Below are 22,812 nucleotides of genomic sequence, written 5' to 3' on the forward strand. Positions count from 1 at the left end.
CGCAGACCTCACGGGGTATGGCGCAGTTTGGTAGCGCGCGTCGTTCGGGACGACGAGGTCGCAGGTTCAAATCCTGTTACCCCGACGGTGTCCTGTCTCAGGACATTGGAAACCCTCGAGCTTTCGGGTTCGAGGGTTTTTTGGTCCTTAGCTGAAGTCGGGATCCGGGCCGAGCATCTCGGGGTCCAGCTCGACGGGGGCGCGGCGGCCCGAGGCGAGCGTGTCGCCGGACTCGTCGAGGTAGCACGCGCCGCAGAGCGACTCGTAAGCGACGTCGACACCGTCGATCGCCACCTGGTCACCCGCGAAGACGAACCGGCCATCCACGGTCCTGCCGTTGAATACGGCCTTGCGTCCGCAGCGACAGATTGTCTTCAGCTCTTCCAGCGAGTGGGCGATCTCGAGCAGGCGCCGGCTGCCGGGAAACGCCACCGTCTGAAAGTCGGTGCGGATGCCGTAGGCCAGCACCGGGATATCCTCGCGAATGGCGATGCGCAGCAGATCATCAACCTGTTCGGGCGTCAGGAATTGTGCCTCGTCCACGAGCAAGCACGACACTTCGCGACCCTCGTCACGCAAGACTCCTGCGCGCTGCCGCTGGAAGACCGTGTAGACGTCATCGGCGAGGTCGACGGTGAAGTCAACCGGTCTCGTCACGCCGAGGCGCGACACGATCGTCTGATCGCCCTTCGTGTCGATGCGCGGCTTCGCGAGAACGACCCGTTGGCCGCGCTCTTCGTAGTTGTACGCGGCCTGCAGCAGCGCTGTCGACTTGCCGCTGTTCATTGCTCCGTACCGGAAGTACAGCTTCGCCATTACTGCAGGTATCCGTCCTCGGCGGCGCGCCGGATGAGCTCTGCCTTCGTCGACGCGGGGCGCCCGGCGCGCGCATACTTGTCGCGCACCCGACGCAGGTACGTCTTAGCGGTCTCGTACTGCACGTTCATGCGAGTGGCAACCTCGTTGGTCGACAGGCCGCTCGCATACAGGGCAAGCGCCTCGCCCTCACTCTGCGAGAGCTTGGGCCGCGCGTGCCGGACGGCTCCGGAGGGCAACGGCCGCCAGTCGCGAGGCTGATCGGGCGCCGACTCGAGACCCATCACGCGCCGGGCCGTGTCCATGACCTCACCGAGCGGCATCGTCTTGGTGAGGAAGGCGGATGCTCCGGCGTCGAATGCGCGCTGGCGCGACTCATCGGTGTCGAGGCTCGTCAGCACGATCACCTTCGCCCCCGCCGCGCGGCACGTGCGCACGCGCGCCTCGATTGAGACAGGCTCTTGCAGTTGAAAATCGAGGAGCACAAGGTCGGTGGGGAACTGTTCGCTCTGCACGAGTTCAAACCACGTGGGTGCCGTCAGCACGAGGTCGAAGTCGGGTGCGTTCGCGCTGATCCACGACGAGAGGCTGTCGAGCAGCAGCTCGTGATCGTCGAGGATCGCCAGGCGCACGCGAGCGTGCGGGAACGCTCTAGTGTCCATACTCAAACTCTAGAACGAGGGCGCCGTCACGCTCGACTGCAACGCAGCGACGCGCCAGACCGCGCACCGCGGCGAGGAGCGGCGAGAGCTCATCGCGCACCGCGCTCACGGGGCGGTCGCCCGTGGCGACAATCCGCACGGTGAGGCCAGTTTCTGGGGTGGGCGGCGCGATCGCGAGATCGATGCGCCGGGTGCCGACAGCATCCATCACCGCCGTGAGGATCGCGCGAATGAGCGTGCGCTGTTCGATGCTCGCGCGGCGGCCAGCATCGTCGGGGTCGACGACCGTGATGCGCGGGGACAGTTCCGGGCGGCGACTCACCAACTCATCGACGAGATCGCGGGCCCAGCTGCGCTGAACCCCGTCGACGAGCGTGGCGCGGATGCTCGTGGCTCGCTCGGCCGCCTCCTCGCGGTCGCGCGCCGTCACCTCGCCCCGTTCGACGACCCGGGTCAACACGGGCATGGCGTCGCGACCGGCGCGGGTGATTTGATGTTGCCGCACCGAGCGGGCGACGCCACCGCGGGCCTCCCGAGCGAGGGAGTGCGCGCGGCGCCACGCCTTCTTCTCCCACGACAACACCGAGCCGTTCATCGATCGGGCGTATGCGACGGCGGCCGAACCGACGATGAGGATCACGACCGACCCGGAGACGGCGAACAGCGGCGCGGGAAGCGGCATCGACGCTGCCGGGCCCTGCAGCAGGCCGAGCACCGCGGCGACGCTCGTGTGCACGCCCGTCCACACCGCGAGCTCGCGGGGTGAGCGATACGAGGTCAGGGCGACCAGAGTGAGAGCAACTACCAGGGGGGCCCAGTCGTCACGCAGCGCGACGTTGCTGCCCCACGTTGACATCGCGGCACTCACCATCATCACAATGAGCAGCACGTGCACGGCCATCGCCGAGAAACGCGACCACGCGGGCCTGCTGAGACGCGTGCGATCGATGAGCAATGCCATGGCTGACAGGAGCGCACCGAAGGCGATCGCGAGGAAAATCGGAGACGTGACCTGAAATGCCTTGACCGCCGTGTCGACGACCGCCAGCACGACCATGCTGCACGCGATGATCACGGTCACGGGGCGAGCGGCAGCCGCCGACAACGGGTCAACGTTTTCCATACGCATACGCCAGGGGTGGGGGCGCGTGTCCGGCCCCGCCTGCGGCTGCGCGGTCATCGCTGCCCCTCCCCCGGAGCCAGCGCCGACGGCACCGACGCGCCGTCGGGCGGCGACGACGCGGTCGACGGGGCGCGTGACGGGGCGCGTGACGGGGCAGGAAAGGACGCCGGAACACGCAACACGATCGTCGTGCCGCTGCCGGTGCGCGACCACACCTGCGCTTCGCCCCCGATCGCCTCCATCCGGGCGAGGATGCTCATCCCGACTCCCAGCCGGCCGTCACCTCCCGGTGACGGCTCGAATCCGCGCCCGGCATCGACCACCATCGCCGACACGTCATCGGCGCCGGCGCCGATGACCACCTCCGCCTCGGCGACGCCCGCGTGGAGCCGCACGTTGACGAGCGCCTGGCCGAGCGCGCGCAGGAACTCGCCACGCGCATCCGGTGCGATGCGATCGAGAACCGCGAGGTCACCCGACACCGCAACAGATAGCTCGCCCGCCGACGCGTCAGCGAGCATCGCGGCAAAATCTGCCGCCTGGGGGGTGACGGTGCCCGTGTCGCCCAGCAGCCACTCCTCTCCGACGAGGGTGGCCAGATCGGCCGAGATCGACGAGGCGACTCCGGGCCTCACGGGTCCCACCTCGTGGCTCGCGATCATGGCGAGGTCGTTGAGCACCGTGTCATGAACGAGCGCCGTCGCCCGTCGCTCGAAGTCGCGCCGCGTCTCGGCGAGCATCTCATCGCGCACAGCGCGATAGAGCAGGGGCAGTGCGGGGCGGGCCCGGAGACGCTGCACACGCAAGCACACGAGCCCGATCACGATCATCGCCCATACGGCGATCGAGCCGGGGGCAGGAGCCCACTGCCCGCCAAGCGACAGGATCACCACCGCCGAGGACAGTTCAGCGACCAACAGGCCAGCCGTCGTCCAGGCGATCGCGCGCATGACACCCGCCCCGACGCCGATGATGAGAATCACGGCCGCCTTGAGCAACCCCACGGTGAAGTCGTCGCTGCTGGGCGCCGTTTCCAACTGCGTGGCCCCAATCACCGTGAACCACGCGATGCACGAGCCTCCCACGAGGAGGTAGCCCAACGCGATGAACATCGAGGGGGTGCGGTCGAGCAAGACCAGGAGTCCCACCATCGGCGCTAGCACGATCAGTGCTGGCCACACGACGATGCCCGGAATCGTGACCTGAAGGGTGACGACGACCACGGCCGCCGCGACCAGACACGCGGCAGCGGCGGCGTGCCCCGCGCGCACCACCGCGAGCGATGCGGTCGACGTTGTCAGGTGGGGCGGCAGCCCGAGCGGCACGCGGGCTCCTTCCGTCGGGGTCGGGTTCGCCTGATTATCGCCCGCAGGAGCGGCAATGGCCAGAGCTTCGGCGCGCGCCGTAGGCTCACGGTATGCCCGCAATCGACCTCAACAGCGACCTCGGCGAGGGGTGGCGCGGTGTCGCGGTCGCCGACGATGAGGCGATGCTGCGGATCGTCACCAGCGCGAATCTCGCCTGCGGCGCCCACGGTGGCGATGCCGACGCTCGACGCACGGCCGTACGCGGCGCCGCCGCCGCGGGAGTGGTGATCGGCGCCCACCCGTCGTATGTCGACCGAGACGGCTTCGGGCGTCGAGCGATGGATGTCGCCGGCCCGGTGCTCGAGAGGCAGATTCGTGAGCAGGTCGAGGCCCTGCTCGATACGTGCGACGCGGTGGGCGGCGCAGAACTCGGTGTCGGCCGCGGCGCCGCGGGAGCACGCGTGCGATATCTGAAGCCCCACGGCGCCCTCTACTCGCGGATCGTGCACGATGCCGATCAGGCCGACGCGGTGGCGCGGGTCGCGGCCGCCTTCGACCTGCCGGTGCTCTCGTTGGCCGGGGTCAGCGGTTCCGCAATCCAGCGCGCGTGCGACCGTCGGTTCGTCGACGTGATCGGCGAAGCGTTCGCTGATCGTGCATATGCGCCCGACGGCACCCTGGTGCCGCGCACTACCCCCGGGGCGGTGATCGACGACCCCGAGCGCGTGCGGGCGCGCGCCGTACGACTGGCCCGCGAGGGAGTCATCGACACCATCGACGGAGGCACCGTGCGCGTCGATGCGAGGAGCGTGTGCGTGCACGGCGATACGCCCGGCGCCGTCGGCCTCGCGCAGAGCGTGCGTCGAGGCTTCACCGAGGCGGGCATCGACGTACGGCCCTTCCTCGACGATCGATGAACCTTCTGCCGTACGGCGACCGCGCGTTGCTCGTCGAGTGCGACGGGCTCGCGAGCGCGCAACGCGCGTACCGACTTCTCACCGAACACCGCCTCGACGGGGTGCGTGAGCTGGTGCCGGGTGGCCGCAGCGTGCTCGTTCGGATTGATCCGCGCGCGGTGGGCCTCACTCACCTCGCGCACTGGGTGCAGGGCGTGCTGGAGAGGCCGGGCGAAGCGGGCACCGAATCCACCGCGGGCACCACGCGATCGAGTGGCGAGGCAGCGGGAGGGGGCGCGGTGCGCATCCCGGTGGTCTACGACGGGGAGGATCTCGCGACCATCGCCGCGGCCTGGGGGTGCAGCGTCGATGAGGTCGTCGCGCGGCACGCGGCGAGCGACTGGGTGTGCGCGTTCGTCGGCTTTGCGCCGGGTTTTCCGTACCTTGTGCCGGTCACCACGGGCGCAGAGTCCGCCCCTCTGCCGCTCGTGCCCCGCCGGGCCACCTCGCGGGCACGCGTTCCAGCGGGTAGCGTCGCGCTCGCGGGCGAGTATTGCGGCGTGTACCCGCGCGAGTCGCCGGGCGGCTGGCAGTTGATCGGGCGCACTGAGGCGGTGCTGTGGGATGCGCGGCGCGACCCGCCAGCGCTCGTCACGTCGGACACGCACGTACGGTTCGAGGCGGTACGGCAGGTCGTGCGTGCCGTTTCTCAGGAGTTGAGCGACGCAACGGCAGCAGACACGGGGTTTGGTGGCGGCGCTGACGGCCGAACTCCTGAGAAACGTCACGGGCACGCCTCAGAAGTGGGGCGGGTCGACGCGGGTGGGCGGGCCGAGGCGGAGGGGCGGGTCGACGCGGGTCGGCGGACCGCCGCGGACGGGCGGGCCATCGGGGACGAGAAGGCCGCTGCAGTACGGGTGCTCGAGCCCGGCGCGCTCATGCTCGTGCAAGACCTGGGTCGCCCCGGCCTTGCCGCGATCGGCGTCGGCGCGAGCGGCGCCTTCGACCGCGCCGCTCACAGGCTCGCCAATCGTCTCGTCGGCAACGACGAGAGCGCGGCGGGACTCGAGGTGCTGGTGGGCGGCACCGCGCTCGCGCTGCCGGCCGGTACGTGGATCGCGGTCACCGGCGCCGATGGCCCGGTCACGCTCGACGACGCGCCCGTCACGCTAGCCCACCCTGTGCGAGCCGAGCGGGACGGCGCCGTCGTGCGCATCGGCCCCGCGACACGCGGGGTGCGTTACTGCGTCGCGGTGCGCGGTGGCATCGCCCCAGAGCCGGTGCTCGGTTCACGCTCACGCGACACTCTGGCGGCTCTGGGCCCGGATCCCGTCTCCGCGGGCGACGAGCTCATCGTGGGTGACGTGGTCACCGGACCGGTGCCTGCCGTCGACCTCGTTCCGGTGGATGCGTCGGTCACTGACCACGCAGAACTTGATGTGCGCCCCGGCCCCCGGCTCGACTGGTTCACCCCCGACGCGTGGCATCGCATGCTCGATGCGGAGTGGACAGTGTCGGTGCGTGCCGATCGCACGGGCGTGCGCCTCGACGGGCCCAGCCTCGACCGTCGGCCCGCTGTCGTGGACCGGGAGTTGGCGAGCGAAGGCATGACCGCGGGAGCGATCCAAGTCAGCCCGGACGGCGTCCCCACGATTCTCGGCCCCGACCACCCGGTGACCGGCGGTTATCCGGTCATCGCGGTCGTCACCGACGACACGCTCGACCGGCTTGCGCAGTTGCGCCCCGGCGGGCGCGTGCGGCTGCGGCTCGCCACCGGGCGCCCCTGACCCGCTACCGCCCGCTGGTCGACGCCCCCGGGCTCTGGGTGCGACTGCGTCCTCTCTTCATAACCAGAGGGAGGCTGGCTCGTCCCGAGCACGGGAGTCACAAGGCCGCGTGGCTCTCCGCCGTCTCGACGACGGCGCCACGTGTCGCGTCGCGCCGCCGCTCAGGGCAGCTCGGACGCCGTCCCCGGCTTACGCCTGCCGCTCGGCCGTCTCAACGACGTTCGCGAGCAGCAGCGCGCGCGTCATCGGCCCGACCCCGCCAGGGTTCGGCGACACCCACGCGGCGACCTCGCGCACGTCGTCGGCGACGTCGCCCGCGATGCGCGACTTCCCGGTCTCGGGGTCGGTGACCCGCGACACCCCGACGTCGAGCACGATCGCGCCGGGCTTCACGTCGGCGGCCGACACGATGCCGGGCACGCCCGCAGCAGCAACGATCACGTCGGCCCGACGCAGGTGCGCACCGAGGTCGCGCGTGCCCGTGTGGGTCAGCGTGACGGTGGCATTGACGGCGCGACGCGTCAGCAACGAGCCAATCGGTCGGCCGACCGTGACGCCGCGCCCGATGACGACGACGTCGAGGCCGTCCCACGAGATGCCGTGGCGCTCGACCAGCTCGATGACGCCGCGCGGCGTGCACGGCAGGGGCGTGTCGATGTCGCGCGCGGCACGCAGCATGAGCCGCCCGAGGTTCGTCGGGTGCAGCCCGTCGGCGTCTTTCGCGGGGTCGATGCGCTCGAGGATCGCGTCGGTGTCGATGTGCGTCGGCAGCGGCAGCTGCACGATGTAGCCGGTGACGGCGGGGTCGGCGTTGAGCTCGTCGAGCACCGCCTCCAGCTCCGCCTGGGTGGTCGACTCGGGCAAGTCGCGCCGGATCGACGCGATGCCGACCTCGGCACAGTCGCGGTGCTTGCCCGCGACGTACCACTGCGAGCCGGGGTCGTCGCCGACGAGCACGGTCGCGAGCCCGGGCACGACGCCGCGCTCGGCGAGCACGGCGACGCGCGCGCGCAGCTCGGCCTTGATCGTCGCCGCGGTCGCCGACCCGTCGAGGATCTGCGCCGTCACGCCTACAGCCCCGGGTAGAGCGGGAACGCGCTGGTCAGCTCGGCTACGCGACCGCGCAGCGCCGCCACGTCGGGGTTCGGCATGAGCGCGTGGGCGATGATGTCGGCCACCTCGGTGAATTCCTCGTCGCCGAAGCCGCGGGTCGCGAGCGCCGGGGTACCGATGCGCACCCCGCTCGTGACCATCGGCGGGCGCGGGTCGAAGGGCACCGAGTTGCGGTTCACCGTGATGCCGACCTCGTGAAGGATGTCTTCCGCCTCCTGGCCGTTCAGCGGCGAGGTGCGCAGGTCGACGAGCGCGAGGTGCACGTCGGTGCCGCCGGTCAGCACGTCGACGCCCGCGGCGCGCGCGTCGTCAGCCGTCAGACGCTCGGCGAGGATGCTCGCCCCGCGCAGGGTGCGCTCCTGGCGGTCGCGGAATTCCGGCTCGGCCGCGACCTTGAACGCCGTCGCCTTCGCGGCGATCACGTGCATGAGCGGGCCACCCTGCTGACCCGGGAACACGGCCGAGTTGAGCTTCTTGAACAGCGACTCGTCGTTGCTCAGGATGATGCCCGAGCGGGGGCCGGCGAGGGTCTTGTGCACGGTCGACGAGACGACGTGCGCGTGCGGCAGCGGCGAGGGGTGCAGGCCGGCGGCGACGAGGCCGGCGAAGTGCGCCATGTCGACCCAGAGCTTCGCGCCGACCTCGTCGGCGATGGCGCGGAAGGCGGAAAAGTCGAGCTGGCGCGGGTAGGCCGACCAGCCGGCGATGATGACGGCCGGCTTCACCTCGTGGGCCTTGGCGCGCACCGTGTCCATGTCGATGAGCATCGTCTCGGGGTCGACGCCGTAGGCGGTGGCGTTGTAGACCTTGCCCGAGAAGTTCAGCTTCATGCCGTGGGTGAGGTGGCCGCCGTGGGCGAGCTCGAGGCCGAGGATCGTGTCGCCCGGCTGGGCGAGGGCGTGCAGGACGGCGGCGCTGGCCGAGGCGCCCGAGTGGGGCTGCACGTTGGCGTACTCGGCGCCGAACAGCGCCTTCGCGCGCTCGATGGCGAGGTTTTCGGCGATGTCGACGAATTCGCAGCCGCCGTAGTAGCGCTTGCCCGGATACCCTTCCGCGTACTTATTGGTGAGCACCGAGCCCTGCGCTTCGAGGATGGCGCGTGAGACGAAGTTCTCGCTCGCGATCATCTCGAGCGTGTGCCGCTGGCGGCTGAGCTCTTGGTCGAGCACCGCGGCGATCTCGGGGTCGACGACGCTGAGCGGCTCGTTGAAGGACGTGGGAAGACGGTCGGACACGGGGGCTCCTTACAGCTCGCGGTGGTCGCGACGCGCGTCGCGACCGGGTGTGCGTTCAGGGCCCAGGCGTACGGCCCCTCACCGTGTCGGTCGCTCCCTGATGGTGACCCATCCCAACGCCAGTCGCGACGCCGTCAGTCTACCGCCCCGAATCGTCGGCGTGCGCGTGGCGGTGGTCGCCGTGGCGATGGTGATCCGGCAGCGCGATCGAGCCGGTGATCAGCGGCACCGTGCCCTCCCCCGCGACCTCGTCGTCGGTGTCGGGCGGGGTCTGCCCTCGTGCCTGCCGACCGCGTCGGCGCAGATCCGCCACGACGAGAAGCACCAGTCCCGCAGCGATGACGGCGGCCTGCACGAGGGCGAGTCCCGGTGTCGGAAGCACCGTGAACAACGCGCCACCGATGGCTGCCCCGCCGCCGATGCCGATGTTGAACGCGGTCGTCAGGAGCGCGGCGCCGACGTCACGCACCCGCGGCGACGCGGCGTGCAGCAGGCGCGTCTGCAACAGCGCCGGAATACCCCCGAAGGATGCTCCCCACACCACCAGCAGGACGACGACCGCGGCGGGCACCTCGGCCAGCAACCCCAAGAGGGTGACGGCGACGATAACGACCGCGAGCATCCCGTAGAGGGCGCCGCGCGGATACCGCGAACCGAGCATGCCGGCGAGCACGAGGCCGATCGCTCCCGCGCCGCCGTAGAGGAACAGCAGCCCGCCGACGGCTCCCTCGGCGAACCCCACCGAGCCGATCAGGTACGGCGCGATGTACGTATAGAAGATGTTCTGGCCGCCGACGACGACGAGCACGAGCAGGCAGATGAACAGCACGCTCGGGAAGGTCGCGTCGCGGCGAGCCGGAACCGCGATCTCGCCGGTGGCGAGCGGCGGGGCGTGGTTAACGGCGGGCAAGAACTTCACGACCAGCACGAGCAGCACGACGACAATGCCCGCAATCACGAGAAACGACGTGCGCCAGCCGACCGCCGTGCCGAGTGCGGTGCCGGCCGGAACCCCGAGCACGAACGCTGCCGTACCCCCGCCGCTCGTGATCGCCACCGCGCGCGCGATCTGGTGCTTTGGCACGAGGTAGCCGGCGTAGGCGCCCGCCACCGCCCAGAACAGTCCGTGAGCGAGCCCGCCGAGAACGCGGGCCGCGACGAGGAGTCCGTAGGTGGGCGCGAGGGCCGCCCCCACGTTCGCGACCGCGAAGACCACCAGCACGACCAGAATCAGGTGCTTGCGCTGGAAGCGGCGGGTGGCCGCAGCCATCGGCGCTGTCGCGACCACGACCGTGCCGGCGAAGATCGTCACCAGCAGCCCGACCTGCGGCTCCGTCACGTCCAGGTCGGCGGCGATCTGCGGCAGCAGACCGGTCGGCAGGAACTCGCTCGTCACCATGATGAAAATGGCGGCGGCAAGCGTGAAGAGGCCGACCCAGGGGAAGGGCCGAGGGGCGGCGTCAGATGGAGACGTGGTCATGGGCGAGAGAGACTTTCGCGGTCGGCACGAGCGGAGCCGACGGACCGGGGCGTGACAGGGCGTCAGGCCGCATCAACCCTAACCCCCGCGCAAACTAGGCTGAAGCGCGTGAGCGACACCCTGACCCGCGACCCCCTCAACCACTGGATCGTGACACTGGTCTGCCCCGACATGCCCGGCATCGTGCACGCCGTCACCGGCGCCATCGTCGAGGCCGAGGGCAACATCACCGAGTTGCAGCAGTTCTCGGGCCTCGAGACCGGCAACTTCTTCCTCCGTCTGCAGACGGAAACACCGGCCGACCACGACCGGCTGCACGCGGCGCTTGCGCCCGTCATCGCGCGCTACGGCATGGACTGCCGCATCGACCGCGTGGGGCGCCCCCTGCGCACCCTCGTGCTGGTGTCGAAAGCCGCGCACTGCCTGAACGATCTGCTCTTCCGCCAGCGCAGCGGCCAGCTGCCCGTCGAGATCCCCCTCGTGCTCGGCAATCACCCCGACCTCGGCGAGCTCGCGTCGTTCTACGGCGTGCCGTTCGAGTCGCGCCCCGTCACGAACGGTGACGAGAAGGCGGCGATGGAGGCGCGCATCCTGGAGGCGGTCGAGGAGCACGACATCGAACTCGTCGTGCTGGCCCGCTACATGCAGATCCTCTCCCCCGAGCTGTGTGAGCGGCTCGCGGGCAAGGCCATCAACATTCACCACTCGTTCCTGCCCGGCTTCAAGGGCGCGAACCCGTACCGCCAGGCACACCAGCGTGGCGTGAAGCTGATCGGAGCCACCGCCCACTTCGTCACGAGCGACCTCGACGAGGGCCCGATCATCGAACAGAACGTCGTGCGTGTCGACCACACCCGCTCGGTCGCCGAACTCGTCGCCATCGGTCAGGATGAAGAGAGTCGCACTCTCAGTCAGGCGGTGCGCTGGTTCGCCGAAGACCGTGTGCTGCTCGACGGCCAACGCACCATCGTTTTCCAATAGTTCCGCCCCGCTTCGCGCGGCACCGGCGCCGCACCCACCCGAAGGGCACGCGATGACCACCACCCTCCTCACCGACGTCGACCTGCTGGATGCTCGGGGCCGGCGCCCCGATTCATGGATCCTTCTCGACGGCGACCGCATCGCGGCCGTCGGCGAGGCGGGCGATGCCGCACCCGCCGCCGACCACGTGCTTGCCCTTGCCGGGCGCACCGTCACGCCCGGGTTCATCGACCTGCACGGGCACGGCGGCGGCGGTGCCGCCTACGACAACGGCGAAGAGGAGATCCGCGCCGCGCTCGCCGTGCACCGGGCGCACGGCACGACGCGCTCCGTCATCTCGCTCGTCGCGAACCCCTTGGAGCAGGTGGAGGAGTCGCTACGCCTCGTCGCGCGGCTGTCCCGCGACGACCCCACGGTCGTCGGCAGCCACCTCGAAGGCCCCTTCCTGGCGATCGGCCGCCGCGGTGCGCACGCGCCGGAATACCTGTCGGAGCCCGACCCCGTCGTGATCGCGCGGTTGCTGGATGCGGGTGGGTCGAGCATCCGCCAGGTGACGATCGCCCCGGAACTGCCGGGCGCGATCGCCGCCGTGCGCCAGTTCGTCGCGGCGGGCGTCGTGGTCGCCGTTGGGCACACGGAGGCCGACGAGAAGCTCACCCGTGAGGCGTTCGACGCCGGGGCGACGCTCGTGACGCACATCTTCAACGCGATGCCGGGCATCCACCATCGCGACCCGGGCCCGATCGTCGCCGGCTTCGACGACGATCGGGTCACGCTCGAGCTGGTGCTCGACGGTGTGCACGTGCATCCGTCGGTTGCCCAGATGACGTTCCGGGCGGCCCCGCACCGGGTCGCCCTCGTGACCGACGCGATGGCGGCAGCCGGCGGAGACGACGGCTACTACCGGCTCGGCACGCTCAACGTGACCGTGCAGAACGGCGTGGCGATGCTCAACGGCACCCAGACCATCGCGGGCTCGACGCTGACCCAAGACGCGGCGCTGAAGTGCGCCGTCACCACGGCGGGCATCGATGAGGCCCGCGCGGTTGAGGCGCTCACGCTCACGCCCGCCTGCGTGCTCGGGCGTGACGACGAGTGGGGCTTGCTCGAGCCCGGCTACGCTGCCGACCTCGTGGCCCTCGACGCCGAGTGGACCGTCGAACGGGTGTGGGCGGCGGGCAGCCTGGTCGGAGACGAGGGATGAGTACCGGTCGCGGGCGCCGGCTCGCGTTCGACGACCCCGCGGCAACGTGGACCCGCGATCCGGTGGGGATTTCGCATCACGACAGCCGCATGACGGTAGAGGCGGCCGAGGCGAGTGACTGGTGGCGGGACACGGCGTACGGCTTCCGTCACGACAACGGCCACGCGCTTCTGCTGCCCTGGGAAGCGGACACGGCGGTGGAGGTCGCGGTCGACCTCACCGGCTTCACGGAAGAGTTTGACCAGGCCGGGCTGTTCATTGTCGTCAACGACAGCACCTGGGTGAAGGCCGGAGTCGAGTTCGCCGACGGCCACCCGCAACTGGGAGCGGTCGTGACGAACGGGTCGAGCGACTGGTCGACTGGCCGGTGGGAGGACGCGGCGAGCGCGGTGGTGCGTATCCGCGCCTCCCGATTCGCCGATGCCATCGTCATTCGCGCGCGCCTCGAGAGCGACACCGACTGGCGCCTTGTGCGGGTGGCACGCTTCCCCCACGCGGACGCCCGTATCGGCCCGATGGTCTGCGCCCCGTCTCGGCCGGGATTGCGCGCGACGTTCACCGACTGGCGAGTGACGGCGCCCGACGCGGCACTGCACGACTGAGCGCGCCGCCCCCGAAGTGGGGGGCATCCGTGACGGCGACCGCGTCGAACCTCCATCGAGAGAAAGGACGCGCACGCATGCTCGCACCCCGCACGACCCGACGGCTGACGCGCACGGCCGCCATCGCTGGCGTGCTCGGCGCGGCCGCGACCATCACGGGATGCGCGCCGCTCGACGCTCTCACCGGCGGCCCCCGCGTCGAGCGACTCGACGGTGGTATCCCCGCCGCGCAGGCCGCTGAACGGGCGAGCTACGCCGCCGGGCTGTACGCGGGCAATGGCACCTACACGTCGCCGAACGGGCGAGAGAACATCGTCGTCTTTGTGACGCTCGCCGACGGGGGCGTCGTCACCGATGTGTCGGTCACTCCGGGAGCCAACAACCCCACTGTCGCGTTCTATCAGGGTCAGTTCGCCGAGGGGATCGCTGCGGAGGCGGTCGGGCGGCACGTTGACGAGCTGAACGTGACGCGCGTTGCCGGATCCTCGCTGACGAGCGGAGGCTTCCGAGAGGCCCTTGAGCAGATTCGCGCAGAGGCCCGCTTGTGAAGACAGCTGTGGCCGGGGACCCGAATCCCCCGGCCACAGCGCCTGACGCCCCGACGGGGCGTTATGCGGTTAGACGATCACCGAGCCGCGAGGCTTGGGGCCGCCTTTCTGCTTCGGCTCGACCACCACGCCGTCGCTCGTCTGCGACGCGGATTCTCCCGACGCATCGGTCGCCGTGACGACGACGCTGAGGGTCGAACCGACGTCGGCCTTCTTGAGCTTCAGCTCGGGGCGCGTGCCCGGCTTACCCGGGATCGGTTCGCCGTCGCGCAGCCACTGGTAGGTGAAGGTCAGCCCATCACCCTCCCACTCGCCGGTGGTTGCGCGAACCGTCGAGCCCTCGACCGCAGCGCCCTCGATGACCGGAGGCGCGACCGCCACCGGTCCGGTGGCCGGAGCTTCGCCCGTGGTCACGGTGAGGATGGTCGACACGCCCGTGTCGCCGTACTCGATGATGCCGAGGTACGACGCCTGCGGCTCGAGCCCGCTCCACGACGCCTGGAACGTGGTCTCGACGCCCTGCTCGCCGGCGACGACCGCCGGGTCGAGCACGAGGTCGCTACCGCCCGAGGCCACCGACGTGACCGTCAGGTTCCACGAGGCGACGCTCGGCGCGAACCACACGTCGGCGTAGATCAGGTACGTGCCCGCGACCGGGTTCACCAGATCAATGCGCTCGCTTGCGGCGGCCGTCGCCGAGATCCACCCAGCGACCGGAGTGCCCGAGGCGTTCAGTCGGTACACGATGAGGTCGAGGTCCGAGTTCTCATCGAGCGCCTCGAGGTCGAAGCGGGTGAACTGCGAGCCCTCGGGCACCGTCACCGTGTACGCCTCGAAGTCACCGGTCGCACCGGAGCCCGAGTTGGCCGAGTCAGGGTCGGACGGGTCGGCCAGTCGCTCACCGAGCGACAGACCCGTCGTGGCCAGAGCGATGTCGCCCGTGCCGCCCGGCGTCACCGCGATCTCGACCGAACCATCGACGCCCTCACCCTCGGCGTTCGCCGGCGCAATGATCGCGACCGGCTGGACCGCAATCGGCGAGCGCACGGTGGTGTCACCCGAGGTCCACGTGAGCGAACCCGTCGCGTAGCTGTTGAGCGTCGCGGTGGTGCGCGTGAACGTCACCTCGAACGTCGCGGTCTCGCCCGCCGCGCCGAAGGTCAGCGTCGACGGCGACACCACCACATCCATGCCGGCGAGGCCCTGGACCGAGGCGGTGAACTCACCGGCCTGGGTCGCCGTGACCGTGCGCGTGACGGTCTTCGACCCGGTCACCGCACCGGCGGCGATCGAGGCGAGGTTTAGGTCGCTCGCTGCGATCGGCTCAACGCCGATGTCGTAGCCGATGCCCTGGATGTACGCATCCCAGTCGGCGGGGCCGTTCAGGTAGAGCAACCCCGGCTCGAAGAACCGCGTGGGGTCGGCGTGTCCCGCACCCTGAATGAAGGGGTTGGTGACCGCACTGCCGTCAGCGGCCCGCGTGTCGTAGGCCGTCGTCATGATCGCCGACTTGACCTCCGACGGCGACGCCGACGGGCGCTCACCGAGGTACAGCAAGGCCAGACCCGCAATGTGCGGGGCCGACATCGACGTACCGCTCAAGAAGCCGAACGTCGGAGTCTCACCTTCGCGGTTCGACGTGGCGGCGAGAACACCCACACCCGGAGCCGAAATGTCGGGCTTCAGGATGTCGCTGCCGTCGGCCAGCACCGGTCCGCGCGACGAGAAGCCGGCGACCTGGGGCACGGGGGTGACGACATCGGTCGAGTTGCCAGCCGCGAAGCTGACCGTCGCCCCGTCGGTTGCCGCGTACGCGCGCACCGCGTCGCGATACTGCGCGTCGAGGTGGATGGTCGGCACGGAGTGCGCATCGGCGTCGACCGATCCGGGCGTCACGTTCACGTGCAGCATGCCCGCGCCGCCGGCGCGCAGCACCTCGGCCGACTTCGCGACCCGGTCGTACACGCCGCGATCGCAGACCACGATCATGTCGGCCTCGACGAGCTCGGGGTCGAGCGAACCGGGGGCACACAGAGCGATGTCTTCTGCGCTCGCCGCGGCGGTGTCACCCAACTCGGTAGACAGCACCAGCGGACCCTCGAGCGGTTCCGCACCCTCGGACATGTCGACCGTGATCGACGCGCCCGCGAACGCCTCGCCGTTGCCCAGCGTGGCCGTCGCCTCGTATGACGGAATCGTGCTGGCAGCGACGGTCGTGATCCACGGCGCGGCGTTGCCGAGCGTCGAGAAGCCCGGGCCGGAGTTGCCGGCCGACGCCGACACGAAGACGCCGGCAACAGCGGCGCCGTAGAAGGCCTGGTCGATGACGGTCACCGTGCTCGTCGCGGCACCGCCGCCGATCGAGTAGTTGATGACGTCGACGCCATCGGCCACGGCCGTATCGATACCGGCGAGCAGGTCGCTCGTCGCGCATCCGTCGTCGGTGTTCGTCGTGGGGTCGGGGCCGTTCCAGCACACCTTGTACGACGCGATCTTGGCCGCGGGCGCGACGCCCGAAATCGGGCCGAAGTCGATGCCGGCAACGTCGGCGTCAACGCGGTGGTTGCCCGCCGCGGTGCCCGCGGTGTGCGAGCCGTGGCCGTCGCCGTCGCGCGGCGACAGGAACTCGCCAGGGCCGGTGTTCTCGTCACCGATGCGGTTCTCGCCGAAGCCATTCACGAAGTACCGGGCGCCGATGACCTTCGTCGAGCAGTCATCGACGGTGAATTGCACACCGGTCTCGCACACGCCGCTGAAGATGCCGCCGTCCGACTTCTGGAAGACGATGCGGTCGCCGTCACGGTACGGAGCCTCGCCGGGCGTCGTGCCCAGCGGCTCACCCGCGAACGACGGATGCTCGGGCGCGATACCCGTGTCGAGGACGCCGATCACGACGCCCTCGCCCGCGCGCTCAGCACCGCCGATCGCCTCCCAGACGCCGCCCGGGCCGTCCAGGCCGAGGAATTCGGTGCCGGTCTCGGCCTGAATCTGCTGCAGCTCGTCGGGGATCAGGGCCACAACGTCACGGCTCGCGGCGAGCTCAACCGCCTGCTCGACACTGAGCTCCGCGGCGAAGCCGTTAACGGTGACCGTGTACGACTCGTCGACGCTCGCGCCAACCTCCGCGGCGACCGCGTTCTGCCGTTCGCGCAGGTACTCGCGGTAGTCAGCGACGGGCGACCGGCGCACGTCGAGTCGCTCGTTGCCGCGGGGGGCGGTGCGGGCAAAGCCCGAGACGCCGCCCTCGTACGTCGCGGCGGCCTCGTCGGCGAGAACGACGATGTACCGGCCGGGTTCGAACTCAATCGGCGACTGCACGATCGCGGGCTTGGCACCCGGCAGAGTCGGCGTGACGGCGCCGGCGGTGACGGGGCCGGCGATCGCGCCGGTGATGGCAAGCGCCGCGCCGGCGACACCGGCGAGAACGGAGCGAATGAAAGGTGGTGCCGCGGCGCGGCGTGATCGTTGATTCACGAGCGGGGGTGGCCCTTCTGCTGCGTGGGGGCGCCGCTGTTCGACTCCCCCGGTTGCATGACCCTAGGCACCCTGAACAGGGGTAGACACAAATTTCTACACAGGCTCTGCTCAGGCGGGAACAGCAATCCCCGACGGCCGCCACAGCGAATCCCCATTGACGTCGGTAATGCTGAAAGCCCGCCGACCGCGACCTGTACGCCACGACCCCGGAGCGCCGATGATCCGCCTCACCCGCCCCGCCACCCTGCCCCTTCTCACCGCCGCCGCCTCGGTGACGCTCGCGAGCGCACTCGCCGGCTGCTCGAGCGAGGTGCCCGCAGCACCCGCCGAACCCGTGCCCGGCGACGCATCGACGGGCGGCCAGGGTGATGAGGCGGCGACGCCCATCACGGGCGACTTTGCCGACGGCACCTACAGCGCTACCGGCTCGTATATCTCCCCCAACGGCACGGAGACGATCGACGTCGAGGTGACGCTCACCGACAACGTGATCTCCGGTGTCGCGGTGGGCACGAACCCGACGAACCCCACGACATCGCGATTCCAGATGATGTTCTCGGGCGGCATCGAGGCCGAGGTCGTCGGCCAGCGCGTCGACGAGGTCGAGGTCACGCGTGTCGCCGGGTCGTCTCTCACCGGCAACGGCTTCACCGACGCTCTCGAACAGATCAAGGCGGATGCCCTTAGCGGCTGATCCGGTCGTCTGGGAATTCGAGGCGATCGGTGCCCCCTGGCGCCTCGACGTGCATCCCGGGCGCGACGGGGCGGGCACAACGGTCGCCGACCGCGCGGCGGTGGACGAGCGCATCGCTGTGTTTGACCGCGACTGGTCACGCTTCCGCGACGACTCGCGGATCGCGGCGATCGCCCGCACGCCGGGCCGCCACCGGCTCGCCGCCGATGCCGGGCCGCTCATGCGCCACCTGCGCGACCTCTACGAGGTCACAGCCGGCCGCGTCAACCCTCTCGTCGGTCGCAGCCTCGAACAGCTTGGCTACGACGCCTCCTATCGCCTGACACCCACTGGCGACCCGATCGTCGCACCAGCGTGGGACGACGCGATCTCTCTTGTCACCGACACAGCCGGAACACTCGCGGTCGATACCGCCTCGCCTGTCGTGCTCGACGTTGGCGCGGCCGGCAAGGGCTACCTCGTCGACATTGTCGCCGACCTCCTCATCGACCGAGGCGCGTTCGGAGCGGTCGTCGACGGCAGCGGTGACCTGCGCGCGGTTGGCGCCGCGAGCATCCGTGTGGGGCTCGAGAATCCCGCCAACCCTGAATTGGTCGTCGGGGTCGTCGAGCTCGCCGCCGGACGCGCTCTCGCCGCATCGGCGCCGAATCGCCGAGCGTGGGGCGCAGGCCTTCACCACCTTGTCGACGCCATGACCGGCCGGCCGCTCGCGCTCGACGTCATCGCGACCTGGGCCGTCGCCGACTCGGCGCTCGTCGCCGACGGCGCCGCGACCGCGCTCTTCCTCGGCGAGCCGCGGGCAATCGCCGAGCGCCTCGGCGTCGAATACGTTCGGATGCACGCCGATGGCCGCCTCGAGGCGAGCCCCGGGTGGGAGGGAGAGCTGTTCCGATGAGAGCAACCATCGACCGCGTCACCGGACAGGTCAGCATGTATCGGCTGACGACAATCGCTCTCGCCGCGGTGCTCGCGATGGGCCTGCTGCTCGCCTTCGTCGACGTGATCGGCGTTGATCCGTACGGCCTGCTGGCGACTCTCGCCGTCGTGCTCGTGGCGACTCTCGGGGCGAACGAGGCCGCCGCCCGGCTCGCCCGCGTGGTGCCGCACCGCGAGTCGAGCGTCATCACGGCGCTCATCATCACCTGCCTCGTCCCCCCGACGGTCGCGACCCTCGACCTGGTCGGCGCCGCGGTCGCCGGTATCGTCGCTGCGCTGTCGAAGTACCTCATCGTCTGGCGCGGGCGCCACATTGTGAATCCCGCGGCGACCGGGGTGCTCGTCGCTGGCCTTTTGCAGCTGACCGTCGGCATCTGGTGGATCGCGACTCCGGCGATGCTCCCCGTCGTTGCGATCGGCGCCCTGCTGCTGCTTGATCGCACACGTCGACTCGACATCGGAGTCATCCTGGTGGTGGTGACGGTGGCGATCATCGGCACGCGCATCGCCGGAACCGGGCCGAGTGCGCTCGACGCCTACGGCTCGGTGCTCCTGCTGTTCCCCGTCGTCTTCCTCGCGGGCTACATGCTGAGCGAGCCGCTGACCCTGCCACCGCGACGCTGGCAACAGTGGCTGGTGGCCCTGGTGACCGCCGTGCTGTTCTCCATTCCGTTCCAGTTCGGGCCGCTTTACACTTCGCCCGAGCTCGCCCTCGTCGCCGCGAACATCGTGGGATTCGCGGTCTCGCGCCGGCGCGGCTTCTCACTGCGCCTCGTCGGCTCGCGCCCCCTGTCCGACAGCGCGACGGAGTACCGATTCACTCCGTCGCGCTCCGTGCCCTTCGATGCCGGCCAGTACCTCGAACTGCACCTGCCCCACCGGGCCGACCGCCGCGGCACCCGTCGCGTCTTCTCGATCGCGTCGGCTCCGGAAGACACCGAGATCGCACTCGGGATGCGCACGCCCGACGACGGCTCGTCGTTCAAGCGCGTCTTGCGTGAGCTCGACGAGGGAGCAACGGTGCAGGCCACGCAGGTCTCGGGCGACTTTCTGCTGCCCCGCGATCCGACGACCCCGATCGTCATGGTGGCCGGCGGAATCGGCGTGACCCCGTTCGCCAGTCAACTCGCCTCGGCCGCCGCGCGGGGCGAGGCGCGTGACGTGCACGTCGTCTACGTGCCCTCCCGACCGGGCGAGGTGCTGTACCGCGACGTCCTCGAGAACGCCGGGGCGACCGTCACCGTCCTCGACGACGCGCCCGTCACGGCGGATGCTCTGCTCGCCGCGGTGCCCGACCTCGCCTCCCGCCGCGCCTACGTCTCGGGCGCGCCCTCCCTCGTCGCCGACGCCGCGACCGCACTCCGACGAGCGGGTACGCGACGGGTGCGAACGGACTACTTCGCCGGCTACTGAGCCGCCCTTCTGGGCGAGACAAGTGGGGCCAGTGGCGCCGCGCATCCCCGATTTCGCCGTGCGCGAAGCGCTAGCACTCTCACCTATAGAGTGCTAAATTATCCGTAGTTGAGTCGTGGTGACTCAACTTTACGACCACCCGCCGACTGGGCGGGCGACGTGACCGAAAGGAGCCACATCATGACCATGTTCTTCGACCCGTTCCGTGAGCTCGACCGCGTCGCCGGCACGCTGCTCGACCGCCGCGAAAGCCCCCGGCTCATGCCGATGGACGTCTACCGCGACGGCGACCACTACGTGCTGACCGCCGACCTGCCGGGCGTCGACCCGGGCAGCGTTGACGTGGACGTCGACGGCCAGCTGCTCACCATCCGCGCCGAGCGCACCCCGCGATCGCAGGAGGGCGTGCAGTGGCTGACCCGCGAGCGTCCGGCCGGCACCTACCTGCGCCAGCTCACCCTCGGCAAGGACATCGACACCGAGGGCATCAGCGCTCACTACGAAAACGGTGTGCTGAGCGTGATGATCCCCGTGCTCGAGAAGGCGAAGCCGCGCAAGATCGCGGTCGAAACCGTCGGCACGCGGGCAGAAGTCACCGCGTAAGCTGCGGCGCGCGCCGCGACTGACGGGCCGGTACCCCACGGGTGCCGGCCCGTACTGCGCGCAGGGCCGCCAGGATCGCGACCAGGTCGACGACCTCTTGCAGGAGCGCACCGACAACGGCGGGCAGCAGGCCGACCGATGCGACGAGCATCAGGCCGACCGAGATGATGATGCCGAGCCAGATGCTCTGCAGGGCGATGCGCACCGTCTGGTGCCCGATGGTGACCGCCTCGACGACGCGGGAGACGTCGTCGACGAGCACGACAGCATCCGCGCTTTCGCCGGCCGCGGTGGCGCCGCGCGCGCCCATCGCGATGCCGACGTCGGCCACCGCGAGTACGGGAGCGTCATTGACGCCGTCGCCGACCATCACGACGGGGCGCGGCTCGGCCTCGCGCACGATGCGCACCTTGTCGGCCGGCAGGCACTCGGCGTGCACCTCGTCGATGCCGAGCGACGCGGCGATCGGGCGCGCCGTCGCCTCCACGTCTCCGGTCACCATGAGCACGCGGGTGACGCCAAGCGGGCCGAGCGCGGCGACGGTCTCGGCCGACTCGTCACGCACCCGGTCACGCAGGATGATCGTGCCGGCGAAGCGCCCATCGACCGCCGCGTAGACGGCCGCCTCGCCGCTCGGCAGCTCGGGGCGGACGATCGGGGCCGCGTTCTCAGCGATCGCCTCCGCCACGAACGCGGGCTTGCCGACGACGAGCGCTCGTCCGTCGAGCGTCGCGGCAACACCGTGGGTCGCAACCTCACGGGCGTCGGTCGAATCACTGAGCGCGAGACCGCGACCCTCGGCGGCCTGCTGCAGGGCGGCGGCCAGCACGTGCGATGAGTAGCGTTCGGCGCTGCCGACGAGCCGCAGCAGCTCATCGGGGCTGAGGTTCGCCGTGCCGTCGCCGGTGGCCGGGCGCACGTCGACCACCTCCGGGTGACCCTTCGTGAGGGTGCCCGTCTTGTCGAAGGCGACCGTGCGCACTCTCGACAGCTTCTCGAGCGTGCCCGCGTTCTTCACCACGACACCGTTCCGGGCGGCGCTCGACATGCCGCCCATGAAGGCGACGGGAGCGGCGATGAGCAGCGGGCACGGGGTCGCGACGACGAGCACCTCGGCGAATCGGACGGGGTCGCCGCTGACCGCCCAGGCGATGCCGGCAATGGCAAGACTCAGCAGGGTGAACGGCACGGCGTAGCGATCGGCGAGGCGCACGAGCGGAGCCTTCGACTCCGACGCCTCCCGCACCAGTTCGACGATGCGCTGATACTCGCTGTCGGCGGCGAGCGCCGATGCGATGATCTCCACCGCGGCCGGGCCGTTGACCGAGCCGCTCGCGACCTCGTCTCCGCTCTCTTTGTCGACGGGCAGGCTCTCGCCGGTGAGCGACGACTCGTCGAAGGATCCCTCGCGGGAGGCGAGGCGTGCATCCACCGGAACGATCTCCGCCGGGCGCACGAGTAGCCGATCGCCGACCGCGACCGCGTCGACGGGAATGTCGTCGATCGCGCCGTCGGGGCCGATACGGTGCGCGCGCTGCGGAACCCGGTCGAGCAGGGCGCTCAGCTCGCGGCGGGCTCGGTTCTCGGCGTAGTCTTCGAGCGCCTCACCGCCGGCCAGCATGAACACGATGATCAGGCTCGCCCAGTACTCGCCGACGAGCAGCGTCGCCGTGATCGCCATGACGGCGAGCAGGTCAAGCCCGAACTGCCGACTGAGCAGGCTGCGCACCATCGACACGCCCTCTTTCAGGGCGACGGCGGCGGCGAAGACCGACACCAGGATGCGCGCGGCCGGTTCCAGCTCGATCGCCATCAGCGCGAGGCCCACCGCCCCCACGACCAGCGCCGCAGCCACCAGCGGATAGCGGCGAAAGGAAGCGGCGACGCGCGTCATAGGTCAGGTCTACCCGGTGGGCGCGGCGATTGCCAGCAAGG

General features: G+C 70.4%; 19 protein-coding genes, 1 tRNA gene and 1 riboswitch. Of the genes, 11 read left to right on the forward strand and 9 right to left on the reverse strand.

Features of this window, described 5'->3' with window-relative positions; genetic code table 11:
* The first annotated feature begins 11 nt into the window (after positions 1–11).
* A tRNA-Pro gene (locus tag ACK4SC_RS04945) sits at positions 12–85 on the forward strand.
* 62 nt (positions 86–147) lie between these two features.
* On the opposite strand, the gene ACK4SC_RS04950 is transcribed toward ACK4SC_RS04945, so the two are convergent.
* Genes ACK4SC_RS04950 through ACK4SC_RS04965 form a run of 4 tightly spaced genes read right to left on the reverse strand, consistent with a single transcriptional unit; the run spans position 148 to position 3,926 of the window.
* Positions 148–816: a thymidine kinase gene (locus ACK4SC_RS04950; RefSeq protein WP_409615476.1), complete on the reverse strand. Its 669-nt coding sequence runs from the start codon at positions 814–816 to the stop codon at positions 148–150.
* Positions 816–1,478, reverse strand: a complete 663-nt coding sequence (locus ACK4SC_RS04955) for a response regulator (RefSeq protein WP_409615478.1) — start codon at positions 1,476–1,478, stop codon at positions 816–818. Before ACK4SC_RS04955 ends, ACK4SC_RS04950 begins: the two co-directional genes overlap by 1 nt.
* Positions 1,468–2,601 carry a hypothetical protein gene (locus ACK4SC_RS04960; RefSeq protein ID WP_409615481.1) on the reverse strand — a complete coding sequence of 378 codons (1,134 nt, stop codon included), beginning with the start codon at positions 2,599–2,601 and terminating at the stop codon, positions 1,468–1,470. The genes ACK4SC_RS04955 and ACK4SC_RS04960 overlap by 11 nt, the downstream gene beginning before the upstream one ends.
* A gap of 53 nt (positions 2,602–2,654) precedes the next feature.
* The gene (locus tag ACK4SC_RS04965) at positions 2,655–3,926 is read right to left on the reverse strand and encodes a sensor histidine kinase (RefSeq protein WP_409615483.1); all 1,272 of its coding nucleotides are present in this window, start codon (positions 3,924–3,926) and stop codon (positions 2,655–2,657) included.
* A gap of 92 nt (positions 3,927–4,018) precedes the next feature.
* Between ACK4SC_RS04965 and pxpA the strand changes: the two genes are divergently transcribed.
* On the forward strand, positions 4,019–4,825 hold the full coding sequence (gene pxpA, locus ACK4SC_RS04970) for a 5-oxoprolinase subunit PxpA (RefSeq protein ID WP_409615486.1): 807 nt from the start codon (positions 4,019–4,021) through the stop codon (positions 4,823–4,825).
* A complete protein-coding gene (locus tag ACK4SC_RS04975) occupies positions 4,822–6,591 on the forward strand; it encodes a 5-oxoprolinase/urea amidolyase family protein (RefSeq protein WP_409615489.1) in 1,770 nt (589 codons plus the stop codon). Before pxpA ends, ACK4SC_RS04975 begins: the two co-directional genes overlap by 4 nt.
* Before the next feature lie 189 nt (positions 6,592–6,780).
* Here ACK4SC_RS04975 and ACK4SC_RS04980 read toward each other — a convergent pair whose 3' ends face one another.
* The 3 genes from ACK4SC_RS04980 to ACK4SC_RS04990 all read right to left on the reverse strand — a co-directional run bounded on the left by ACK4SC_RS04980 (position 6,781) and on the right by ACK4SC_RS04990 (position 10,419).
* A complete protein-coding gene (locus ACK4SC_RS04980; RefSeq protein WP_409615492.1) occupies positions 6,781–7,659 on the reverse strand; it encodes a bifunctional methylenetetrahydrofolate dehydrogenase/methenyltetrahydrofolate cyclohydrolase in 879 nt (292 codons plus the stop codon).
* Between the two features lie 2 nt (positions 7,660–7,661).
* On the reverse strand, positions 7,662–8,939 hold the full coding sequence (glyA, locus tag ACK4SC_RS04985) for a serine hydroxymethyltransferase (protein ID WP_409615495.1): 1,278 nt from the start codon (positions 8,937–8,939) through the stop codon (positions 7,662–7,664).
* 53 nt (positions 8,940–8,992) lie between these two features.
* A riboswitch (ZMP/ZTP riboswitch) is annotated at positions 8,993–9,076 on the reverse strand.
* A gap of 2 nt (positions 9,077–9,078) precedes the next feature.
* The gene (locus ACK4SC_RS04990) at positions 9,079–10,419 is read right to left on the reverse strand and encodes an MFS transporter (protein ID WP_409615498.1); all 1,341 of its coding nucleotides are present in this window, start codon (positions 10,417–10,419) and stop codon (positions 9,079–9,081) included.
* Between the two features lie 108 nt (positions 10,420–10,527).
* Here ACK4SC_RS04990 and purU point away from each other — a divergent pair, with 108 nt between their 5' ends.
* From purU to ACK4SC_RS05010, 4 genes are all read left to right on the forward strand, one after another.
* Positions 10,528–11,400, forward strand: coding sequence for a formyltetrahydrofolate deformylase (purU, locus tag ACK4SC_RS04995; protein WP_409615501.1), 873 nt, complete (start codon positions 10,528–10,530; stop codon positions 11,398–11,400).
* A gap of 52 nt (positions 11,401–11,452) precedes the next feature.
* Positions 11,453–12,604, forward strand: a complete 1,152-nt coding sequence (nagA, locus tag ACK4SC_RS05000; RefSeq protein WP_409615504.1) for an N-acetylglucosamine-6-phosphate deacetylase — start codon at positions 11,453–11,455, stop codon at positions 12,602–12,604.
* On the forward strand, positions 12,601–13,206 hold the full coding sequence (locus ACK4SC_RS05005) for a DUF1349 domain-containing protein (RefSeq protein WP_409615507.1): 606 nt from the start codon (positions 12,601–12,603) through the stop codon (positions 13,204–13,206). Before nagA ends, ACK4SC_RS05005 begins: the two co-directional genes overlap by 4 nt.
* A 77-nt stretch (positions 13,207–13,283) precedes the next feature.
* Positions 13,284–13,754 (forward strand): FMN-binding protein, encoded by a 471-nt coding sequence (locus ACK4SC_RS05010; RefSeq protein ID WP_409615510.1) that lies wholly within the window; start codon positions 13,284–13,286, stop codon positions 13,752–13,754.
* 69 nt (positions 13,755–13,823) lie between these two features.
* Here ACK4SC_RS05010 and ACK4SC_RS05015 read toward each other — a convergent pair whose 3' ends face one another.
* On the reverse strand, positions 13,824–17,228 hold the full coding sequence (locus ACK4SC_RS05015) for a S8 family serine peptidase (RefSeq protein ID WP_409615513.1): 3,405 nt from the start codon (positions 17,226–17,228) through the stop codon (positions 13,824–13,826).
* Positions 17,229–17,448: 220 nt separating this feature from the next.
* On the opposite strand from ACK4SC_RS05015, the gene ACK4SC_RS05020 reads away from it, so the two are divergent.
* The 4 genes from ACK4SC_RS05020 (at position 17,449) to ACK4SC_RS05035 (ending at position 20,877) form a co-directional block, all read left to right on the forward strand.
* Positions 17,449–17,925 carry a hypothetical protein gene (locus ACK4SC_RS05020; protein ID WP_409615516.1) on the forward strand — a complete coding sequence of 159 codons (477 nt, stop codon included), beginning with the start codon at positions 17,449–17,451 and terminating at the stop codon, positions 17,923–17,925.
* The gene (locus ACK4SC_RS05025) at positions 17,909–18,820 is read left to right on the forward strand and encodes an FAD:protein FMN transferase (RefSeq protein ID WP_409615518.1); all 912 of its coding nucleotides are present in this window, start codon (positions 17,909–17,911) and stop codon (positions 18,818–18,820) included. The genes ACK4SC_RS05020 and ACK4SC_RS05025 overlap by 17 nt, the downstream gene beginning before the upstream one ends.
* Positions 18,817–20,274, forward strand: a complete 1,458-nt coding sequence (locus ACK4SC_RS05030) for an FAD-dependent oxidoreductase (protein ID WP_409615521.1) — start codon at positions 18,817–18,819, stop codon at positions 20,272–20,274. The genes ACK4SC_RS05025 and ACK4SC_RS05030 overlap by 4 nt, the downstream gene beginning before the upstream one ends.
* A 180-nt stretch (positions 20,275–20,454) precedes the next feature.
* The gene (locus ACK4SC_RS05035; protein WP_409615524.1) at positions 20,455–20,877 is read left to right on the forward strand and encodes an Hsp20/alpha crystallin family protein; all 423 of its coding nucleotides are present in this window, start codon (positions 20,455–20,457) and stop codon (positions 20,875–20,877) included.
* Here the strand turns inward: ACK4SC_RS05035 and ACK4SC_RS05040 are convergent.
* Entirely contained in the window at positions 20,867–22,771 is a 1,905-nt protein-coding gene (locus tag ACK4SC_RS05040) for a heavy metal translocating P-type ATPase (protein ID WP_409615527.1), read from the reverse strand. The two genes, ACK4SC_RS05035 and ACK4SC_RS05040, sit on opposite strands and share 11 nt — an antisense overlap.
* Between the last annotated feature and the right edge of the window lie 41 nt (positions 22,772–22,812).

Source organism: Microcella sp. (assembly GCF_046293215.1).
Classification (GTDB): domain Bacteria; phylum Actinomycetota; class Actinomycetes; order Actinomycetales; family Microbacteriaceae; genus Microcella.